21 protein-coding genes are annotated in these 19,759 nt (G+C 53.0%); 20 read left to right on the top strand and 1 reads right to left on the bottom strand.

The annotated features are described in order from the left end of the window. Positions 1-5: 5 nt before the first annotated feature. The 3 genes from EVJ32_RS11100 (at position 6) to EVJ32_RS11090 (ending at position 2,301) form a co-directional block, all read left to right on the top strand. Positions 6-1,307 (top strand): pyrimidine-nucleoside phosphorylase, encoded by a 1,302-nt coding sequence (locus EVJ32_RS11100; protein ID WP_131458430.1) that lies wholly within the window; start codon positions 6-8, stop codon positions 1,305-1,307. 107 nt (positions 1,308-1,414) lie between these two features. Further along, a complete protein-coding gene (locus tag EVJ32_RS11095) occupies positions 1,415-1,855 on the top strand; it encodes a peptidylprolyl isomerase (RefSeq protein WP_035386247.1) in 441 nt (146 codons plus the stop codon). 89 nt (positions 1,856-1,944) lie between these two features. Further along, positions 1,945-2,301: a GCN5 family acetyltransferase gene (locus EVJ32_RS11090; protein ID WP_131458428.1), complete on the top strand. Its 357-nt coding sequence runs from the start codon at positions 1,945-1,947 to the stop codon at positions 2,299-2,301. A gap of 10 nt (positions 2,302-2,311) precedes the next feature. Here the strand turns inward: EVJ32_RS11090 and EVJ32_RS11085 are convergent, their stop codons facing one another. Further along, positions 2,312-2,782 (bottom strand): DUF309 domain-containing protein, encoded by a 471-nt coding sequence (locus EVJ32_RS11085; RefSeq protein ID WP_131458426.1) that lies wholly within the window; start codon positions 2,780-2,782, stop codon positions 2,312-2,314. Between the two features lie 79 nt (positions 2,783-2,861). Here EVJ32_RS11085 and EVJ32_RS11080 point away from each other — a divergent pair, with 79 nt between their 5' ends. The 17 genes from EVJ32_RS11080 (at position 2,862) to recA (ending at position 19,609) form a co-directional block, all read left to right on the top strand. After that, entirely contained in the window at positions 2,862-3,629 is a 768-nt protein-coding gene (locus EVJ32_RS11080) for a segregation and condensation protein A (RefSeq protein WP_070327115.1), read from the top strand. After that, a complete protein-coding gene (gene scpB, locus EVJ32_RS11075) occupies positions 3,607-4,200 on the top strand; it encodes an SMC-Scp complex subunit ScpB (protein ID WP_201738345.1) in 594 nt (197 codons plus the stop codon). Before EVJ32_RS11080 ends, scpB begins: the two co-directional genes overlap by 23 nt. Continuing rightward, positions 4,201-4,959, top strand: a complete 759-nt coding sequence (locus EVJ32_RS11070) for a pseudouridine synthase (protein ID WP_071397662.1) — start codon at positions 4,201-4,203, stop codon at positions 4,957-4,959. Positions 4,960-5,095: 136 nt separating this feature from the next. Next, complete coding sequence (locus tag EVJ32_RS11065) at positions 5,096-5,677, top strand: redoxin domain-containing protein (protein ID WP_071397661.1); 582 nt, start codon at positions 5,096-5,098, stop codon at positions 5,675-5,677. 19 nt (positions 5,678-5,696) lie between these two features. Beyond that, positions 5,697-7,244 carry a cytochrome c biogenesis protein ResB gene (resB, locus tag EVJ32_RS11060; RefSeq protein ID WP_236635526.1) on the top strand — a complete coding sequence of 516 codons (1,548 nt, stop codon included), beginning with the start codon at positions 5,697-5,699 and terminating at the stop codon, positions 7,242-7,244. Further along, positions 7,244-8,428: a c-type cytochrome biogenesis protein CcsB gene (gene ccsB, locus EVJ32_RS11055; protein ID WP_131458424.1), complete on the top strand. Its 1,185-nt coding sequence runs from the start codon at positions 7,244-7,246 to the stop codon at positions 8,426-8,428. The genes resB and ccsB overlap by 1 nt, the downstream gene beginning before the upstream one ends. Positions 8,429-8,588: 160 nt before the next feature. Beyond that, complete coding sequence (locus EVJ32_RS11050; protein ID WP_070327120.1) at positions 8,589-9,305, top strand: response regulator transcription factor; 717 nt, start codon at positions 8,589-8,591, stop codon at positions 9,303-9,305. Then, a complete protein-coding gene (locus tag EVJ32_RS11045; protein ID WP_131458489.1) occupies positions 9,305-11,008 on the top strand; it encodes an ATP-binding protein in 1,704 nt (567 codons plus the stop codon). The genes EVJ32_RS11050 and EVJ32_RS11045 overlap by 1 nt, the downstream gene beginning before the upstream one ends. Positions 11,009-11,061: 53 nt before the next feature. Further along, positions 11,062-11,613 (top strand): cob(I)yrinic acid a,c-diamide adenosyltransferase, encoded by a 552-nt coding sequence (locus tag EVJ32_RS11040; protein WP_131458423.1) that lies wholly within the window; start codon positions 11,062-11,064, stop codon positions 11,611-11,613. Positions 11,614-11,620: 7 nt separating this feature from the next. Continuing rightward, positions 11,621-12,859 carry an EF-P 5-aminopentanol modification-associated protein YfmF gene (gene yfmF / locus EVJ32_RS11035; RefSeq protein ID WP_071397657.1) on the top strand — a complete coding sequence of 413 codons (1,239 nt, stop codon included), beginning with the start codon at positions 11,621-11,623 and terminating at the stop codon, positions 12,857-12,859. Next, complete coding sequence (gene yfmH / locus EVJ32_RS11030; protein WP_131458420.1) at positions 12,856-14,115, top strand: EF-P 5-aminopentanol modification-associated protein YfmH; 1,260 nt, start codon at positions 12,856-12,858, stop codon at positions 14,113-14,115. The genes yfmF and yfmH overlap by 4 nt, the downstream gene beginning before the upstream one ends. After that, positions 14,112-14,807 carry an elongation factor P 5-aminopentanone reductase gene (gene ymfI / locus EVJ32_RS11025; RefSeq protein ID WP_131458418.1) on the top strand — a complete coding sequence of 232 codons (696 nt, stop codon included), beginning with the start codon at positions 14,112-14,114 and terminating at the stop codon, positions 14,805-14,807. Before yfmH ends, ymfI begins: the two co-directional genes overlap by 4 nt. A gap of 99 nt (positions 14,808-14,906) precedes the next feature. Then, positions 14,907-15,683 (top strand): DUF3388 domain-containing protein, encoded by a 777-nt coding sequence (locus EVJ32_RS11020; protein ID WP_131458417.1) that lies wholly within the window; start codon positions 14,907-14,909, stop codon positions 15,681-15,683. A gap of 27 nt (positions 15,684-15,710) precedes the next feature. After that, positions 15,711-16,586, top strand: a complete 876-nt coding sequence (locus EVJ32_RS11015) for a helix-turn-helix domain-containing protein (RefSeq protein ID WP_070327127.1) — start codon at positions 15,711-15,713, stop codon at positions 16,584-16,586. A 29-nt stretch (positions 16,587-16,615) separates the two neighbouring features. After that, the gene (pgsA, locus tag EVJ32_RS11010; RefSeq protein WP_131458416.1) at positions 16,616-17,194 is read left to right on the top strand and encodes a CDP-diacylglycerol--glycerol-3-phosphate 3-phosphatidyltransferase; all 579 of its coding nucleotides are present in this window, start codon (positions 16,616-16,618) and stop codon (positions 17,192-17,194) included. Between the two features lie 62 nt (positions 17,195-17,256). After that, the gene (locus tag EVJ32_RS11005) at positions 17,257-18,483 is read left to right on the top strand and encodes a competence/damage-inducible protein A (RefSeq protein WP_131458414.1); all 1,227 of its coding nucleotides are present in this window, start codon (positions 17,257-17,259) and stop codon (positions 18,481-18,483) included. A 76-nt stretch (positions 18,484-18,559) separates the two neighbouring features. Further along, entirely contained in the window at positions 18,560-19,609 is a 1,050-nt protein-coding gene (gene recA, locus EVJ32_RS11000; protein WP_070327130.1) for a recombinase RecA, read from the top strand. The last annotated feature ends 150 nt before the right edge of the window (positions 19,610-19,759 follow it).

Here is a 19,759-nt window from a genome sequence, read left to right as displayed (position 1 = left end):
AACTTATGCGTATGGTCGACTTGATTTTGAAAAAACGTAACGGTGGAGAATTAAACGAACAGGAGATCCGCTACGTCGTGGAAGGCTTCACGAATGAGACGATTCCAGACTATCAAATGTCTGCTTTGTCGATGGCGATTTATTTCAACGGCATGACCGAGAAAGAGACGGCGGCGTTGACGATGGAAATGGTCAAGTCAGGTGACGTCATCGACCTTTCTAAAATTAAAGGGAAAAAAGTCGATAAGCACTCAACAGGTGGCGTCGGCGACAAGATCAGTTTGATCGTCGCCCCACTCGTCGCCTCGATCGGTATCCCGGTCGCTAAAATGAGCGGGCGCGGGCTCGGTCATACAGGTGGGACGATCGACAAGCTCGAATCATTCCCAGGGTTCAACGTCGAGCTGACGGAAGCGCAGTTCACGAAGCAAGTGAACGACATCAAGATGTCGATCATCGGGCAGACGGGCAACTTGACGCCGGCCGACAAACGTCTTTACGCGCTCCGCGACGTGACGGCGACGGTCGAGTCGATCCCGCTCATCGCGAGCTCGATCATGTCGAAGAAGATCGCTGCCGGTGCCGACAGCATCGTCCTCGACGTCAAGACAGGCTCTGGTGCGTTCATGAAGTCGTTCGACGACGCGAAAGCACTCGCTGAAGAGATGGTCGCCATCGGGAAGAACGTCGGTCGCAAGACGATCGCCGTCATCACCGATATGGACCAACCGCTCGGCTTTGAGATCGGGAACGCGAACGAAGTGAAAGAGGCGATTGAAGTATTGTCTGGGAAAGACGTCAAAGACTTGAAAACGATCGCACTCACGATCGCCGGTCATATGGCCGTCCTCGGTGAATTTTATAAGACGTTTGACGAAGCATACGCCGATCTTGAACGCCGGATGTCCGACGGTCACGCGCTTGAAGTGTTCCGTCAGTTCGTCGCGGCACAAGGTGGGGACGCCTCACTCGTCGATGATGTGACTAAATTCCCGCAAGCGAAATTTGAGACGACGTTCGTCGCGAAGACAGCCGGTTACGTCGAATCGATCATCGCGGACGAGGTCGGTGTCGCAGCGATGCTCCTCGGAGCGGGACGGGCAACGAAGGACGACTTGATCGACTTCGCGGCCGGTATCACGCTCGAGAAGAAAGTCGGCGACAAAGTCGAGGCGGGTGACGTCATCGCGGTCCTTCGTTCAAACATCGAAGACATGTCTTCGGCACTTGAACGCATGGATCATGCTTACACGATCGGCGCCACTCAACCAGAGGCACGTCCGCTCGTCCACGCGGTCATCCAGTAAGTCAGAACGTCTGTTTCCACAAAACAGTGGAGGCAGACGTCTTTTTTTGATAAGATGGGTAATGTGAGTGATTATTGACTATATGAACATAAAAGGGGTATTTCCATATGAAAAAAGGATCAATGAAATTAGAGAACGGTGAAATGATTGAATTTGATTTATTCCATGACGCAGCACCGATCACGGTCGACAACTTCGAAGAGCTCGCGAACCGCGGCTTCTACGACGGATTGACGTTCCACCGTGTCATCCCAGGCTTCGTCAGTCAAGGCGGATGCCCGGACGGAACAGGTATGGGCGGTTCAGGTAAAACGATTCCTTGTGAGACGTCGACTTCGTTCCCGTACAAACATGAAGCCGGCTCGCTTTCGATGGCACACGCCGGGCGCAACACGGGCTCATCACAGTTCTTCATCGTCCATGCGCCACAACCGCACCTTGATGGGGTTCATACTGTGTTCGGTAAAGTGACGTCAGGTCTTGAGCATGCGGTCAAACTTCGCCAAGGCACGAAGATGGCTGAAGTCAAAGTTTGGGATGAGAATTGATTTCTGCCTAAACGTTATGGCACAATGAGCCATGTCTCTCACGTGTTCACTTCGTGAAACATGTCTGACTAAAGGTGGTGAGACCAGCCATGCTGGTGAAGTATAAACAATCGCACGAGAAGACGGCAATGGGGCTGCTCGCATTTGCATGTAGCGACAAGTCTCCGCTCGCCCTTCTCGAACTCGTACGGTCTTACGAGGAAGACGCTTCGAAGTTCCTCTACTTGTGGAAAGTCGAAGAAGACTTCGTCGGGATCATCGGGATGGAACAGCTTGAGACGACGATGTGCATCCACCATATCGCCTTGTCGCCTTCGTTCCGTGGCGAGAAACGTTCATATGAACTGCTCGATGAGACACGGAACTTGTTACCGTTCGACTTGACACTTGTCGGTCACGGGAAGACGAGCGACTTGCTCGATAAATGGAATCAAGTCTCGATATAAAAAGCTAGGCTCAGCGCCTAGCTTTTTGTCGTTGTTCTAGCGCGAGCAGACGCTCTTTAACGACGGGCGTCCGGTCACGGTGGATATGTTTATGGACGAGCTCGTCGAAAGTCAGGGAGGTCGGCTCGAACGTGGGTTTCAACCGGTCGATTTGTCGGCGTGTCGGCTCGTCTAGCGGGAGTGTGTCCGGGAGCGGCCAACGTTCCAAGTCACGTGTGAACGCCTCCATGTCGATGCCGAGCGGTTCAAGGGCGCTTGCGGCCAAAGGAAGCTTTTGCTTCAACGCAGCGACGCTCTTGACGGCCCCGGCCGTGTTGCCCCGACGGAAGTGATAGTGGGCGACGGCGTACTGGATCAAGACGGCATAGCCGAGATGTTCGCGGTTCCCATCCTGCCACGCCTCTTCGAGCACCTCGTGGCACTCGAAATAATCGGCATGACATTCAAACAGCAACGTATACTGATAAAAAGGGGTAAGCATCAATTTTCTCCTTTCGTGGTCACTGTACTACAAAACATGTTATACTAAAGCGCAAAAATGTTAAATGGCAGGTGTCTCTATGGAAGCGTATAACGTCAAAATCGATACGTTCGAAGGCCCGCTCGACTTGTTGCTCCACTTGATCGGCAAGATGGAGCTCGATATCGCCGACATCTCTGTTTCGGAAGTCACGGACCAGTATGTCGCCTTTATCCGGACGATGCAAAAGTTTGAGCTCGATGTGGCCAGTGAATATTTGGTCATGGCGGCGACGTTGCTCCAATTAAAGAGCAAACAACTGTTGCCACCGGTCCCGATCGAGGACGATGAGATTCCGGATTTCGGCGAAGAGCCGACTCGGGAAGGGTTGATTCGACAGTTGATTGAATACAAAGCTTATAAAGAAGCGGTCGTCTTCATGCGTGAGCAAGAAGAGCAACGGCTCGAACTATATAGCCGTCCCGGCGAAGATTTGACACGGTACATGTCTGAACTGGTCCAACCTTACGATGGGCCGCTCAACTTTTCGGATTTGTTGCACGCCTATTCAAAGATGGTCGAGCGGAAGCGTTGGAAAGAACGGCGTAAAAAGACGATCAAGCGGGAAGAGCGGACGCTCGAACAGCAGATGACCCGTCTGCATGAACATGTGTCGGCGAACCGGAACACGTCGTTCTTTGCATTCTTCGAAGAACGGCCGGACGTGTCCGACCTTGTCGTCACGTTCATGGCGCTGCTTGAGTTGATTAAGTTACGAGTCGTCACGACAAAGCAAGTCGACCGAGATATTCACATTTCGTTTGTCGAAGCGTCAAAGGAAAGGGATGAAGCCGTTGTTGTCTTATGAAACGATCATTGAAAGCCTATTGTTTGTCGTCGGAGAAGAGGGCATGGAAGTCCGGGCGCTAGCAGACACGCTCGATATTTCTGAGGCCGCTGCCCGCGAACAATTGAATAAGCTCGAGGCGTCGTTCACGGACTCGGGGCGCCCGTTTCAATTGATCGAATCGGGCGGTGTGTATAAGCTCGTGACGATCCCGGACGTGTCCGAGTACATTCAACGGTATGTCGGGACGATGGCCGAACAGGCGCTGTCTCGTGCGGCCATGGAGACGCTCGTCATCATCGCCTACAAGCAGCCGGTCACACGGGCCGATATCGAGGAAGTCCGTGGTGTCAAAGTCGAACGCGTCATTCATACGTTGTTGTCAAAAGGGCTGATTGAATCAGCCGGCCGGGCGAAGACGATCGGGCGCGCGAAACTGTACCGGACGACCGAGCATTTCCTTGACCATTTCGGATTCAATTCACTCGAGGAGTTGCCACCATTAACGTTTGTTGACGAGCTGGCAGACGAAGGCGATCTGTTCTTCGGCCAGCCAGCTTCGATTACGGAAGATAGATTGGAGAATGATTAAATGGAACGTTTACAAAAAGTGATTGCCCAAGCGGGTATCGCCTCACGGCGTAAAGCCGAAGAAATGATTTTAGACGGACGGGTTCGCATTAACGGCAAAGTCGTTCGTGAACTCGGGACGAAAGTCGGACCGAAGTCGGAGATTGAAGTCGACGGCGTCAAAATTGAACAGGAAGAACACGTCTACTACGTGCTCTACAAACCGAGCGGCTACGTGTCGACGGTCGACGATGATAAAGGACGCAAAGTCGTTACCGATCTCGTTCCACCAGGGTCACGCGTTTTCCCGGTCGGTCGTCTCGATTACAATACGACGGGACTCATCATCTTGACGAACGACGGAGAGTTCTCGAACATGATGACTCATCCGAAGTTCAAAATCCCGAAACGTTACGTCGCGAAAGTGAAAAACATCCCTTCGTATATCGCCATCAAGCAGCTCGAGTCAGGCTTAGAGCTCGATGACGGTTATAAGACGGGCAGCGCGAAAGTCAGAATGAAGACAGTCGACCATAAGAAGAACTCGGCGATTCTTGAAATCGTCATCTCGGAAGGGCACAACCGTCAGATTCGCCGCATGCTCGAAGCAGTCGGTTCGGAAGTCATCAAACTGAAGCGCGAACAGTTCGGTTTCTTGACGCTCGATGGACTCACGACAGGCGACTGGCGCGAGTTGTCACGCAAGGAAGTGAGCAAGCTCCGTGAGCTAGCGAACCCGGTCGTGCCAAATGAACCACGAGGCAAGAAAAAGAAAAAATAACAAGCTAAAAATCGTCCTTACACAGGATGATTTTTTCTTTTGTGGAGATTCTGTGACAAAAAGATGAAAAAAGTCTGTTAATGTGCGTTATCGTTGTTTTTTCAGTACAATAGCAACTGAAGGATGGTGTGAAATCATGACGAAAGAGACAAAACAAGGCGATCGGATGAATCAAGCGATGGCCCATAAGAAAAAACGGTCATTTTGGCGCCTCATGATTATGACGATGGTGCTGTTTGCCGGTGCGGTCGTCATCATGCAATTGATCGAGCAGGCCGGGAATGATGGCCGGGTCGAGGCCGGAGACGACGCGCCGAACTTTAAACTCGTCAGTCTTGACGGGGCGACGATGGTCGAGCGCGAAACGTATGATGGGAAAGGGATGCTGTTAAATTTTTGGGGTACGTTCTGTGAACCGTGCGAGAAAGAGATGCCGGTCGTACAAGACAACTATGCCACGCTTCAAAATATGGGCGTGGACTTTTGGGCCGTGAACGTCGGTGAGACGCCGCTGCGGGTCGACAACTTTATCAATGACCTCGGCGTCGAGCTCGACTATCCGATCTTGATGGATACACGTAGCGAAGTCGAGAAGGCGTACGGCATTTATAACTTACCGGTGACGTTTGTCATCGATGCCGACGGAAAAGTCATTGAAAAGTATGAAGGTGAACTCACGAAAGAGAAACTGTTAGAGTTAGCCGAGAAGTCATTGTAAGCGAACGGGGGGCGCACACATGCTAGATATGAAGTACGACGGCGCCGATTTACGGTCGAAGCGTCGTCCGAGATCTTGGATTGACCGTGCCTGGAGTTTCTTTGCATCGGTCAAAGTCGGTCTTTGGTTGATTGGACTCATTATCGTCGGCTCTGCGGTCGGGACGACTTTTCCACAAGAGATGTATATTCCGCAACAATTGCCGGCGAGTCAATACTACACCGAAGAATATGGTACGCCAGGAACGATTTATTACACGTTAGGATTCCATAACTTATATACGTCGTGGTGGTACATCACGTTGATCGTGATGCTGACGTTGTCACTGATCGTCGTCTCGATCGATCGATTCTTTCCCCTGTATAAAGCGTTGAAATATCAACCGGTCCGACGCACCGACCGCTTCATGCGCGGGCAACGCTTGATCGGTGAAGGTAAAGGAACGGACGAACAGATCGACGCGCTCGGTGAGGCATTGAAGTCTAAGCGTTACCAGGTGAAACGCGACGGCGATGCATTACTCGCCGAAAAGTATCGGTTTGGTCGTTGGGGCCCATACATCAACCACATCGGGCTTGTCATCTTCTTTATCGGGGCGATGCTCCGCGTCTTCCCGGCATTTCACACCGATACGCTCGAATGGGTACGGGAAGGCGAGACGGTGGCGCTCGAGGCGACCGACGACACGTATTACCTTCGCAACGATCAGTTCATCCTCGAGATGTATGATCCAGAAAATAATCCGGAGGACGCCAAGTTCGCCGAGGCGATTGAAAAAGCCGGGGCTGTCCCGAAAAACTATGAGACGGAACTGACACTGTTCAAGAAGACCGGGACGAACGAGGACGGATCGCCGCAACTCGAGGAAGTCGAAACCGGTTCGACGAAAGTGAACCATCCGTTCAAATTCGATCAGTACGAAGTGTATCAGGAGCAGTATTCAAGCCGACCCGAGTTTTTGTCGATGTCGTTTAACGTCGGTGACAAACAGACAGGTGACGTGTACGGGCCGTTCACGGTTGATTTGACGGACCCTGAGACGACGTACGATCTCGGTGAGGTCACGGTGACGCTCAACGACTTATATCCGGACTTTGAAGTTCGAAATGGGCAACCGGATACGAAGTCACCACGGGCGTTGAACCCTGCCTTCTTCTTAGCAGTCGAAAACCCGGATGGGACGACCGAATCGAACTTGATTGGGATTCGACTGAACGTTGCCGATGAAGACAATCGTTACGCGATCCAGTTCGCAGGAACGGAAATGGCGAGTACGAGCGGACTTCGGGTCAAGAGCGACTCGACGTATCCGATTTTAATTGTCGGTGGGACGATCTTCATGATCGGGATCGTCATGGGGATGTATTGGCCGCACCGCCGGGTCTGGATTCGACGTCATAACGAGACGGACGTGCTCGTGGCTGGATTCACGAACAAGAACCCGTCGTCGCTTCACCGTGAGATCACACCGCTCCTAGAAAAAAATGGGCTGCCGATTTGGGAAGACCAGGCTCGGTTCGAACAAAAGGCAGACATCGACTCAACTAAAGAAAGAGGGGAATCATAATGGAGTGGATTCAGTGGAGCAGCCGCCTGCTCTTGATCGCGTTCATTCTTTACGCCGTGGCGACCGTGTTGTTCACAATCGCGGTCAGCGGCATGCGCAAAGACCGAAACGTCAACCGGATCGCTTACGGTAAGTATGCGTTCACGCTAGCCGTCATCGGCTTTGTCGCCCAAACGGGATATTTTATCATGCGTTGGATCGGGGTCGGCTACGCGCCGGTCTCTAACCTTTACGAGTACACGACATTCTTTGGGATGATGATGGTGCTCGGTTTCCTTGTCGTCTATGGGATTTATAAAAACGATGTGCTCGGCTTGTTCGCCATGCCGGTGGCGCTTCTCGTTATCGCGTTCGCATCGATGTTCTCAAGCGAAGTGGCACCGCTCATTCCGGCACTGAACAGTGTCTGGTTGAAAATTCACGTCACGACGGCCGCGCTCGGTCAAGGGATTCTCGCCATCAGTTTCGCCTCAGGTCTCATCTTCTTGCTCAACGAGACGTCGATGCGCGAACGATCGAAATCGCGCACATGGCTAGAAGTGACGATGTTCGTCCTCATGTGCACGCTCGGCTTCATCCTCGTATCGATGCTGTTTAAAGCAATCGGTGCCGGCGGTGTCGTCGAATTTACGAATGACCGCGGTACGCAAGAGTCGTACGAATATTTCATGCCGATCTTGTTCGTACCGGAAGGCGCACAACTGTTATCAGGTGCGAGTGGACTATCGCTCGAATTGCCGACGTTCATCAACACGTTGAAGTTGAACACGTTGCTCTGGTCGATTATCGCTGGCGCCGTCATTTACCTTGTGCTCCGGTTCGTCGTCTTACGCAAACGTATTGCGGAAGCGTTGCAACCGCTCGCGAAGAAAGTCGATCTTGACCTCGCGGACGAGATCAGCTACCGTTCGATTGCGATCGGATTGCCGGTCTTCATCCTCGGTGGGCTCATCTTCGCCATGATTTGGGCGCAGATTGCCTGGAACCGTTTCTGGGGCTGGGACCCGAAAGAAGTATGGGCGCTCATCACGATGCTCATCTATATTTATTACTTGCATATGCGCATCCAGCGGGGCTGGACGGGGACGAAAGCAGCATGGCTCTGTGTCGGCGGATTCGCCGTCATCATGTTCAACTTAGTGTTCGTCAACCTCGTCATCGCCGGATTACATTCATACGCTTGATGAAAAAGAAGTCACTTCGGTGGCTTCTTTTTCGTAAGGGCATACAACTCACCGTTGTTAAGCGAAATAATAGAGTGGTATAGTTATGAAAGAGAGCGAAATGTTCACAATTGTGCAACATTCGCTACATCTTGTAATGGTTCTCTGGGAGGTTTAGTTGATGGCTGATAAAACAAAAATTCTAGTAGTCGACGACGAAGAAAGAATTCGCCGACTGTTAAAAATGTATCTAGAACGGGAGCAATACGTGATCGAAGAAGCGACGAACGGTGAAGAAGCGCTTCAACTCGCACTCGAAGGCGACTTTGACGTCATTTTGCTCGACTTGATGATGCCGAAGATGGACGGGGTCGAAGTGTGTACCGAACTCCGTAAAACGAAAGCGACACCTGTCATCATGCTGACGGCGAAAGGTGAGGAGATCGACCGGGTTCAAGGCTTCGAGGTCGGCGCGGACGACTACATCGTCAAACCGTTCAGTCCTCGTGAAGTCGTCTTGCGCGTCAAAGCGCTACTCCGTCGCTCAGGTTCGACAAAATTTTTGCAAACGGCCGAAAAGTCGAAAGACTTGATCGTGTTCCCGCATTTGACGATCGACAATGACGCACACCGTGTCACGGTCGACGGGGAAGAAATCGCCCTCACGCCGAAAGAGTATGAGCTATTATTCTTCCTTGCCAAACAAGTCGATAAAGTGTTCTCGCGGGAGCAACTGTTAAAAGAAGTATGGAACTATGAATTTTTCGGAGACCTTCGAACGGTCGACACGCACGTGAAACGGCTTCGTGAGAAATTGAACCGTGTCTCTCCATCCGCGGCCCAAATGATCACGACGGTATGGGGTGTCGGGTACAAGTTTGAAGTCGTCAGTGAGTGATGATTCGCCGCAATAGTATTGTCACGAAGCTGTGGCTGACGATCCTCGTGTTGGTCAGCCTGATTTTGTTCATCGTATCCGTCCTGATGCTCGAGTTCTTCAACTCGTTCCATATCGATCAGGAACGTGGTCATTTAGCGAAACTCGGTGGGCAAGTCCAGTCTGTCTTGCTAGAAGAAGGCGATTCGTCACGGACGGTCGACCAAATCATCGAAGTGTACGGAGCGAACTATATTTTAGAGAACGGGTCGGTCCGTTCGAACTTCGGCACGGAAGTCGATGGCTTGATGACTGAACTCGGGCGTCAGTCTTGGAGTCCTTATCAAGCTGTAGGGGAGACGGCGATCGGGAACTTCTCGTCGTTCGATGACCAGGCTGCCTTGGCGTATCGGACGACGTTCTCCCTTGAGACGGGCGAGTATACACTCTATTTGTTTGAGCCGCTCAATGCGATCTCAAGCGCGAATGAAGGGGCGCGGACGATCATCTTTTGGACGGTCGCCTCGGCGATCATCGTCACGACCGTGTTCGCTTTCTTCTTATCAACCCGGATCACGGCCCCGCTGCGTGAGATGAGGGACGCCGTCAATAAGACGGGTGAAGGACAGTTCGATCTGCGGCTCGTCCAGAAGACGAACGACGAAATCGGTGAACTTGCCGGCTCATTCAATGCGATGAGCAGCCAGCTGTCAACATACGTGAACGCGCTCGACCGTGAACGGTTGCAGCTCGCTTCGATTCTGCGTTCGATGGCAGACGGTGTCATCACGCTCGATCGCCATGCGAACGTGATCGTGACGAACCCGCAGGCACAGCCGTTGTTGAACGATGATCAACCGCACGAAGTCGTGCTCGCGCTTTACGAAGACCTCGTCGGCGGTGCGCCTGAGAAGACGATTGAAGTGAAGCAAGACGATCGCTACTATACGTTGACGGTCACACCGCTCCTCGGGGAGGAAGATTTTGAGGGAGCGGTCGTCGTCATCCGTGATACGACCGAAAGTCACCGCCTCGACAAGATGCGGACCGACTTCGTCGCCAATATCAGCCACGAGCTGCGGACACCGCTCGTGACGCTCCAAGGCTATTCCGAGGCCATCATCGACGGCATGACCGAGAGTGACGAGGCGACGAAAGAATTCGCTTCGATCATTTACGACGAGTCGTTACGGCTTGCCCGGCTCGTCAACGATTTACTCGATTTGGCAAGAATCGAATCAGGGAAAGAGACGATGCAGTTCGCGGCGTTCGATTTCGGCGAATTTTTACCGCGGGTGATGCGCAAGTTTAACCAGATGGCGAACGAGAAAGGAATCACGTTGTCGACCGTGGCTCCGAAGCGGAAGATTGAAGCGGATGGGGATCGGTTAGAACAAGTGTTCACGAACTTGATCGGCAACGCCATCGCCCACACCGAGAGCGGAGCGATTCGGCTCGAGGCGACCGAAGAAGCGGACGGCTTCTTGATCCGTTTGACCGATACCGGCAGCGGGATCCCGAAAGAGGACTTGCCGTTTGTGTTCGAGCGGTTCTATAAAGCGGACAAGGCCCGGACGAGCGGCGGGAAGACAGGAACAGGCATCGGACTCGCCATCGTCAAGAACGTCATCGATGCCCACCATGGCACGGTCGACGTCACGAGCGTGTACGGCGAAGGGACGACGTTCATGATTCGGCTCCCTTACGACCAACCGCATTCATAACGACAATGGTGACTCCTATGGGTCACCATTTGTGGCATAGAGGAGGAAATGACATGAAGCGCTATACACGTGGAGGCGACAAGGGTGAAACGTCATTGATCGGCGGACGCGTCTTGAAAGTACACCCGCAAATCGAGGCGATGGGATTGTTAGATGAATTGAACAGTCACATCGGTCTCGCGCTCGCGCACCAGACGGACGCGACGTTACGGGATCAACTGACAAAAATCCAGCACGATCTGTTCGACCTCGGTTCAGAACTGATGTACAAACAAGATCCGCCGCAGCAAGTCGACTTAGCGATCGTCACCGAGCTCGAGATGTGGATCGATGAACTAGAGACGAAGTGTCCGGAACTCGTCCGCTTCATTCTGCCCGGGGGCAGCGTGGCCTCGGCGAGTCTGCACGTCTCCCGGACGGTCTGTCGCCGCGTCGAACGCGAGCTCGTCAACATCGATGCGGCCGCTCGTCAATTGTCTTACTATAACCGCTTGAGCGATTATTTGTTCACAGCCGCCCGTTATGCCAACGTGGTGGCGGGCGTACCCGATCAAGAGTATGCGCGCGGTGCGTCCGTGTTCCAACCGAAAACGAAAAAGGAGTAGATGATTCATGAAAGGGATCGAACAATTCCGTAACCAGCTCCACTACTCGGTCTATCCGACCGATAAATTTAAAACGACGACGTGCCTCGTCTCGTTCGCGGCGCCGTTGTCTGCAGAGACGATTGCCGACCGGGCGCTCCTGCCGTACGTCATGGAAAAAGCGACGGCGGCGTATCCGTCGATTGAACTGTTTCACACACCGCTCGAGCAATTATATGATGCTAGCCTATTCGCTGGTGCGTCAAAAGTCGGGAAAGAGCATGTCATCCAGTTCCAACTAGAAGTTGTGAACGACCGGCTCGTCGGGGAACCGGTCCTGTCTCAGGCGATCAAGCTATTAGAAGAAGTGTTGCTCCGCCCGAACGTTTACGACGGCGCGTTCCAACCGCTCATCGTCGAACAAGAATCCCGTCTGCAGCGTCAACGCATCGAGTCGGTATACGATGATAAAATGCGCTTCGCCCAGCAACGATTGCAAGAACTGCTCGGCGGAGAGCTCGCGATCCCGTCGCTCGGGACGCTCGAACAACTCGACCAGGTGACGCCGCGATCGCTCTATGAGGCGTACACGTCCATGATCAAGCACGACCGCATCGACGTCTACGTCGTCGGGGACGTCACGCGTGACCAAGTGACCGAGGCGTTTTTGCCACTCGAGACGCTCGGCTCGCCGCTCGTCCGAGAGTATCCTGAACCGGTCGACCGAGAATTTCAGCGACTTGAGGAACAGCAGGACGTGAAGCAGAGTAAACTTCACCTCGCCTATGAGGCCAACGTTGACCCGCGCAGCGAGGACGCGATCAAGATGCAAGTCGTCAACGGCTTGTTCGGTGGGTTCCCACACTCAAAACTGTTCATGAACGTCCGTGAAAAGGAGAGCTTGGCGTACTATGCGGCGTCGCAATACAGTTCGCTTAGCCGGATGTTGTTCGTCTACGCCGGGATCGATGCCTTGAACCAAGTGAAAACAGAACAAATCATTGCCGACCAACTTGCCGACCTGCAAGCAGGGGAGTTCGATGACATGACGCTCGAGCAGACGAAAGAGATGTTGTTCCATCAACGGCGCCAACTCGGTGACAGTCCGCGTCAACTGATCGCCTGGATGAGCGGTTCGGACATCCGCCCGTTCTCACTCGAAGAAGAGATGGCCATCCTTGCCCGGACCACGCGAGAAGACGTGGCCGCGCTCTCGAGTCAAATCAAACTGAAGGCGATTTATTGTTTAAAGGGGGGGACAGCATGAAACTAGATTTTCCAAACGTCGGTGAGACGATTCATCACGTCGTTCTCGATAACGGGCTGACGGTCTACTTGCTGAAGAAAGTTGGATATGAAAAGACGTACGCCACATTCACGACAAAATACGGTTCAATCGACCGTCGCTTCAAAACAGACGACTGGATCGAAGTACCCGACGGCATCGCCCATTTCCTTGAACATAAAATGTTCGAAAAAAAGGACGGCGATGTGTTCCAGAAGTTCGGACAGCTCGGGGCGTCAGCGAACGCCTTCACATCATTCACCCGGACCGCCTATTTGTTCGGTGCCACGTCAAACGTCGAGGCGAACTTAAAGACGTTGATTGATTTCGTCCAAGACCCGTACTTTACAGAAGCTTCGGTCGAGAAAGAGAAAGGCATCATCGGCCAGGAGATTCAAATGTATCAAGACAACGCAGGGTGGCGTCTTTATTTCGGTTTGATCGAGGCGATGTATGAAGCGCATCCGGTCAAGATCGATATCGCCGGAACGATCGATTCGATCAGCGCGATCACGGCCGCTGACCTTTATGCGTGTCATCAAGCGTTTTATCACCCGAGTAACATGACGCTGTTCGTCGTCGGCAACATCGACCCTGACATCGTGCTCGAACAGATCCGTTCGAATCAGGCCGCGAAAACGTTCGAACCGCCTGTACTCAGTGAACGCGAACACGTGCAAGAGCCGAGAACGGTCCGCTTAGCTGCGCGTGTCATCGAGATGGACGTATCGGTCCCGAAAGTCATGATCGGCTACAAGGACACGCCGCGCGCCGGGGAAGACGGGATGAAACAAGAACTGGCCGTCGAACTGCTCATGCACGCCTTGTTTGACACGACGGCGCCGCTCTATGCAGAGCTTTACGCCGAAGGGTTGATCGATGATGCCTTCTCGTTCGACTATACGTCGGAAGAATCGTTCGCCTTCGCCGTGTTGTCGATGGAGACACCGCATGTCGATGCGTTCGTCGCCCGCATCACCGAGGTGCTCGAGCGTCCGCTCGACATCGGAAATGAGACACTCGACCGTAAGAAGCGGATGATGAAAGGGCAGTTTTTGAAGGCGCTCAACTCACCCGAGTTCATCGCCAACCAGTTTTCACGCTACGCGCTAACGGGTGGGAATATGTTCGATTTGCCCGAGCTGCTAGACGCGGTCACGCTTGAAGAACTATACGACACGTATGACCGACTGTTCAAACCGGATCAACGGACCGTCTGTGTCGTCAAAAAACCATGACGACACTCATCACCGGGGCGAGTGGGGCGATCGGTCGTGCCGTCGCCCTTTCCTTTCGCGATGATGAGCTCATCTTACATGCGCACGCGAACACGGAAGCGCTCGAAGCGTTCGTGAAGACAGAGGGTTTGTCAGGCCAAGTCGTCACGTGCGACCTCGGCGACGACCAGGCGCTAGACGCTTGGCTCGCTACGGTCGGCGCGGTCGATCGGATTATTCACGTCGCCGGTAACCACGCCTACGGGCTGCTCGTCGACGCGGACATCACTGAACTCGATCGTCTCTATCGCGTTCATGTGCGCGCGATGGTTCGACTCGTTCAACACGTCGTCGGGCAAAAAGCTTACGATCGCCCGCTCGACATCGTCATCGTCTCGAGCGTCTGGGGGGAAGTCGGAGCGGCCGGAGAAGTGATGTACTCGACCGTCAAAGCGGCACAGCTCGGCTTCGTCAAAGCGTTCGCGCGCGAGGCCGGCCCGTTTAATGTTCGCATCAATGCCATCACGCCGGGGTGGATTGAGACGCCGATGAATGATACGGTAGAAGAGACGAAACAAGACGTTCGAGATGAGATTCCGCTCGGCCGTCTCGGTCATGTCACAGAAGTAGCCGAGACGATCCGTTTCCTCTGTTCACCGTCCGCGTCCTACGTGACCGGCACGGTGTTACGGGTCGATGGCGGTTGGCAGTGAAAACTTTGTCGCCGCGGTTGAAACGAGTTCTTTTCAATTCTTCTAAAATAATTTAGAATGAACAAGGTAGCGAGCCTACATTCGGAAAGGGTGGACGAGATGGATCATAAGTTCGAAGAATGGTATCTCGAATATGAACTTTGCCAAAATCGCCCCGGCATCCTCGGCGATATCGCCTCGCTGATGGGGATGCTCCAAATCTCGATCGTGACCATCAACGGGGTCGATCTTCAACGTCGCGGGATGTTGCTCAAGGCACCGGCCGCCGATCACGTCCATCGGCTCGAGCATATTTTGCGGAAGATGGAAGCAATCGTCGTCATCAAACTCCGCCGCCCGAAACTGAGGGACCGGATTGCGATCCGTCACGGCCGCTATATCGAACACGACAACGATGACAAAAAGACGTTTCGCTTCGTGCGCGAAGATCTAGGGGTACTCGTCGATTTTGTCGCTGAACTAATGAAAGAAGAACGACATCTGTTGATCGGTGTCCGGGGCAACCCACGCGTCGGCAAAACGGAGTCGATCGTCGCGGCGAGCGTCTGCGCAAACAAACGTTGGCTGTTTCTTTCGTCGACACTCATGAAACAGACGGTCCGGACGTCACTGTTTGAAGAAGAGCGAGAAGGTGATCACATCTACATAATCGACGGCGCCGTTTCGACGCGGACGATGGACGAACGTCATCGTCAGTTGATCCGGGAAGTCATGCGTCTTCCTGCCGTCAAAGTGATCGAGCATCCCGATCTTTACGTCCGTAATACCGATTGTGTGTTTGAGGACTTTGACTATATTATCGAACTGCGAAATAACCAAGATGAAATCATCATCATTCCGCAAGAAACGAATCGTGAAGCAGAATGGTTTGAATAATTAATTGAATGGAAGGTGTGGACCCCTTTGACAGAACTAGGGACTTTTTTGAAACAAAGGCGTGAGGCGAGCGGTCTGACGCTTGACCAAATTCAGCAGACGACGAAGATTCAAAAACGCTATATCATCGCGATCGAGGAAGGTGATTATAAAAATCTCCCTGGTTCGTTTTATGCACGGGCGTTCATCAAAACGTATGCGGAATCGCTCGGGCTTGATGTCGATGAGCTTTACGAGACATATGCAAAAGATTTACCGAAAATCGAACCGCAACCGACCGCTCAATTATCACGTAAGCAAACTTATTCAAAAGCTTCCGAGACGTCGAGCCGCGTCTCAAGATGGGTGCCGAAAATCATGCTCGTGCTTGTCGCCTTCTTGCTTGTGACAGCGGTCTACTACGTTGTTAGAAATCTCGATTTTGGAGGTGGACAGGACGCGACACCGGCTGAACCACCGGCTTCAGGCGTGACGATCAATCAAAATGAAGACGTTCCTGAAGAAGAGCCGACGGAAGAAGCGCCGGTCGAAGAAACACCGGCCGAGGAAGAGCCGCCAGAAGAAACCGGACCGATCGCGGTGACGGAAACGAACGGGGCCGACCTCACGTATGAGATCGCAACAGCTGACAAGCTGACGACCGAGATTCACGTCAAAGAATCACCGGCGACTTATGTCGGCGTTCGCGATACATCGCTTGAAGGAGCGTTCCTTGCACCGGAATATCCGAACCAATCGAAACAAAACCCGATCGTCATCGAAGGTGCCGAAACAGATACGCTTCGGATTCGGATCGGTTTGATCGGTGGCGTCGAGAAGATTGTCGTCAACGGCCGTGAGCTTGAGCTTGCTGATTCTCCGGTCACACAAAATATATTTGTGAAGAGAGTCGACGCTGAATAAGTCGACGTCTTCTAGAGGAGGAGTTCTCGATGAACCTACCTAACCGCCTGACGATGTTGCGGGTTTTGCTCATCCCCGTATTCGTCGTCTTGCTCGCTGTAGATTTTAACTGGGGAGACATCGCTTTCCTCGGGGCGGAAGTACCGCTTCATCAATTCATCGCCGCGGTCATATTTACGATCGCAGCGATTACCGATTGGCTTGACGGGCACTTGGCCCGTAAGCACAACTTGGTCACGAACTTCGGCAAGTTCATGGACCCGCTCGCTGACAAGTTACTCGTCACGGCGGCGCTCGTCTTGCTCGTCGAGATGGACCTCGTCGCGGCATGGGTCGTCGTCGTCATCTTGTCACGTGAGTTCGCGGTGACGGGGCTTCGTCTCGTCGCGGCTGATGAAGGGATTGTCGTGGCGGCCGGTAAGTCGGGTAAAGCGAAGACATGGGTCCAGCTCTTTGCCATCATCTTCTTATTGTTCGGCAACCCGATTTTCAACTATATCGGCATCCCGTTCGGGGAGTGGGCGATGTGGCTCGCACTCGTCTTGACGATTTATTCTGGGGCCGAGTATTTCGCACAAAACTATAAGATCATTGTAAAATCGATGTAAATCGACGACAGGCGAGTTGTGGGAACAACTCGTCTTTTTTTTGAATCAAAGGAGGAACTTCGATGAAACGGACCGAAATCATTGCGGTAGGTTCTGAACTACTCTTAGGGGAAATCTCGAACACGAACGCCCGTTACTTATCAGAGCAGTTGTCGAAATATGGACTGTCCGTACTGTATCATGTAGTGGTCGGGGATAACTTCGATCGCTTAAGAGAAACATTCGAGCAAGCGAACCGACGGAGCGAACTCGTGATCGTCACCGGGGGACTCGGTCCGACGAATGATGACATCACGAAACAAGTGCTCGCTGACTTGCTCGGCCGCCCGCTCGTTCGGGACGAAGCGTCTTTAGACACGATCCAGCGCTTTGTCGCCTCGCGGGGACGAGCGATAAACGACGGGGACGCCAGACAAGCGGATGTTTTATCAGGAGCTGAAGTGCTTCACAATCCGGCCGGTCTCGCTCCCGGCATGTGGGTCGAGGACGAGACGACGTGGCTGCTCTTGCCCGGGGTGCCGCGCGAGATGACAGCGATTGTCGAAGCGACGTTTCCGAGCAAATTTTCGGGTGCGACGATCGTTTCTGAATCACTACGTTTTTATGAGATCGGTGAGTCGGCGCTCGACGAGGCGGTATCCGATCTAATGGACGGGGTGAACCCGACTGTCGCCCCGTACGCGGAGTCAGGGGAAGCGCGACTGCGTGTCAGCGCGAAAGCGGAGACCGAGGACGCGGCCCGGCAGATGATCGACCGCGTCAAACGAGACATTCTGTCCCGTGTCGGCGCCTATTATTTCGGTTCGGACGAGGATACGCTGGCTGCGCATTTGATTCGCGAGCTAAGACGGCGCCACGCGACGCTATCGATCGCCGAATCGTTGACTGGGGGACAAGTCCAAGCGATGCTGACGGCGGTCCCAGGGGCGTCAGAAGTCTTTCTAGGAGGCGTCGTCACGTACTCGGACAAGCTAAAAAATAGGTTTTTAGGGGTATCCCTTGCTACAATTGAGTCACAGTCGGTCGTCTCAAAACAAGTTGCTTTAGAAATGATCCAAGGGCTCGTTGATCAGACGGATTCGGATTACGGATTGTCCTTCACCGGTGAGGCCGGACCCGTCTCAAATTCGGGTCGACCGGTCGGCACCGTGTTCATCGGGGTGAAGACGCCGTCAGGTATGGAAGTGATCGAACGCGTCTATCCGCACCAGCAGCGGAACGTCATCCAGGCGCGGGCGGCCAAGGACGGGTTATGGGCATTGTGGCAACGAATGAAAAAAGGCGAATAAACGTTCGTAAAAACCTTGTGTAAAAGGTTGGGTTCGTTTATAATGAAGATACAAATCAAAGGAGGCTCATTAATTTATGAGTGATCGTAAACAAGCGTTAGAAATGGCATTACGCCAAATTGAGAAACAATTCGGTAAAGGCTCAATCATGCGCCTCGGTGAAAATACAGATCAACAAGTATCCGTCACTCCGTCAGGATCGATCGCCCTCGACATCGCGCTCGGCGCAGGCGGCTATCCACGTGGTCGTGTCATCGAAGTGTACGGACCGGAATCTTCAGGTAAGACGACAGTGGCGCTCCATGCGATCGCTGAAGTCCAAAAACGCGGTGGCCAAGCAGCGTTCGTCGATGCGGAGCACGCGCTCGATCCGAAGTACGCGCACAACCTCGGTGTCAACATCGATGAACTGCTCTTGTCACAGCCGGACACAGGGGAGCAAGCGCTCGAAATCGCAGAAGCGCTCGTTCGTTCTGGTGCCGTCGACATCCTTGTCGTCGACTCGGTAGCGGCACTCGTGCCAAAAGCTGAAATCGAAGGTGAGATGGGTGACTCACACATGGGACTTCAAGCCCGTCTCATGAGCCAAGCGCTCCGTAAGTTGTCGGGTGCGACGAACAAATCGAAGACGATCGTCATCTTCATCAACCAGATTCGTGAAAAAATCGGTGTCATGTTCGGGAACCCGGAAACAACTCCAGGTGGACGTGCCTTGAAATTCTATTCGTCGGTTCGTTTAGAAGTTCGTCGTGCAGAGACGTTGAAGCAAGGCCAAGAAATGGTCGGTAACCGGACGAAGATCAAAGTCGTCAAGAATAAGGTTGCCCCACCATTTAAAACAGCTGAAGTCGACATCATGTACGGTCTAGGGATCTCACGTGAAGGTGAACTCATCGATATCGGTGCCGATCTTGATATCGTTCAAAAAAGTGGTGCTTGGTATTCGTACAACGAAGAACGCGTTGGACAAGGTCGTGAAAATGCGAAGCAGTTCATGAAAGAAAATCCACAAATCGCCGCAGCGATCGAACAACAAATTCGTGATCACTACGGTCTCAACGGTGAGAAGACGGTCACGGTCGAAGCCGACAGTGATGAAGTGCTCTCACTCATCGAAGAAGATTAAACAAGCGACCCGCCGGATGCGTCTGATATGCTCCCCAATAGGTAGACAGATGAAATAACAAATCTGTTTATCTGATTGGGGAGTGTTTTTTTATGGCGAGAAGTCGACATTCGATCGAACAAAAACTGAGTGCGCTGCGTATGATGGACG

It is taken from the genome of Exiguobacterium sp. SH5S4 (genome assembly GCF_004337045.1).
Lineage (GTDB): Bacteria > Bacillota > Bacilli > Exiguobacteriales > Exiguobacteriaceae > Exiguobacterium > Exiguobacterium aurantiacum_A.
The sequence above is the reverse complement of the archived record's forward strand: the minus strand, read 5'-3'. Positions and strand labels throughout refer to the sequence as shown.

Excerpts from the sequence above, each read along its gene's own strand:
- EVJ32_RS11100 (WP_131458430.1), top strand. The coding sequence starts at position 6 with ATGCGTATGGTCGACTTGATTTTGAAAAAACGTAACGGTGGAGAATTA.
- EVJ32_RS11095 (WP_035386247.1), top strand. The coding sequence starts at position 1,415 with ATGAAAAAAGGATCAATGAAATTAGAGAACGGTGAAATGATTGAATTT.
- EVJ32_RS11090 (WP_131458428.1), top strand. The coding sequence starts at position 1,945 with ATGCTGGTGAAGTATAAACAATCGCACGAGAAGACGGCAATGGGGCTG.
- EVJ32_RS11085 (WP_131458426.1), bottom strand. The coding sequence starts at position 2,782 with ATGCTTACCCCTTTTTATCAGTATACGTTGCTGTTTGAATGTCATGCC.
- EVJ32_RS11080 (WP_070327115.1), top strand. The coding sequence starts at position 2,862 with ATGGAAGCGTATAACGTCAAAATCGATACGTTCGAAGGCCCGCTCGAC.
- scpB (WP_201738345.1), top strand. The coding sequence starts at position 3,607 with ATGAAGCCGTTGTTGTCTTATGAAACGATCATTGAAAGCCTATTGTTT.
- EVJ32_RS11070 (WP_071397662.1), top strand. The coding sequence starts at position 4,201 with ATGGAACGTTTACAAAAAGTGATTGCCCAAGCGGGTATCGCCTCACGG.
- EVJ32_RS11065 (WP_071397661.1), top strand. The coding sequence starts at position 5,096 with ATGACGAAAGAGACAAAACAAGGCGATCGGATGAATCAAGCGATGGCC.
- resB (WP_236635526.1), top strand. The coding sequence starts at position 5,697 with ATGCTAGATATGAAGTACGACGGCGCCGATTTACGGTCGAAGCGTCGT.
- ccsB (WP_131458424.1), top strand. The coding sequence starts at position 7,244 with ATGGAGTGGATTCAGTGGAGCAGCCGCCTGCTCTTGATCGCGTTCATT.
- EVJ32_RS11050 (WP_070327120.1), top strand. The coding sequence starts at position 8,589 with ATGGCTGATAAAACAAAAATTCTAGTAGTCGACGACGAAGAAAGAATT.
- EVJ32_RS11045 (WP_131458489.1), top strand. The coding sequence starts at position 9,305 with ATGATTCGCCGCAATAGTATTGTCACGAAGCTGTGGCTGACGATCCTC.
- EVJ32_RS11040 (WP_131458423.1), top strand. The coding sequence starts at position 11,062 with ATGAAGCGCTATACACGTGGAGGCGACAAGGGTGAAACGTCATTGATC.
- yfmF (WP_071397657.1), top strand. The coding sequence starts at position 11,621 with ATGAAAGGGATCGAACAATTCCGTAACCAGCTCCACTACTCGGTCTAT.
- yfmH (WP_131458420.1), top strand. The coding sequence starts at position 12,856 with ATGAAACTAGATTTTCCAAACGTCGGTGAGACGATTCATCACGTCGTT.
- ymfI (WP_131458418.1), top strand. The coding sequence starts at position 14,112 with ATGACGACACTCATCACCGGGGCGAGTGGGGCGATCGGTCGTGCCGTC.
- EVJ32_RS11020 (WP_131458417.1), top strand. The coding sequence starts at position 14,907 with ATGGATCATAAGTTCGAAGAATGGTATCTCGAATATGAACTTTGCCAA.
- pgsA (WP_131458416.1), top strand. The coding sequence starts at position 16,616 with ATGAACCTACCTAACCGCCTGACGATGTTGCGGGTTTTGCTCATCCCC.
- EVJ32_RS11005 (WP_131458414.1), top strand. The coding sequence starts at position 17,257 with ATGAAACGGACCGAAATCATTGCGGTAGGTTCTGAACTACTCTTAGGG.
- recA (WP_070327130.1), top strand. The coding sequence starts at position 18,560 with ATGAGTGATCGTAAACAAGCGTTAGAAATGGCATTACGCCAAATTGAG.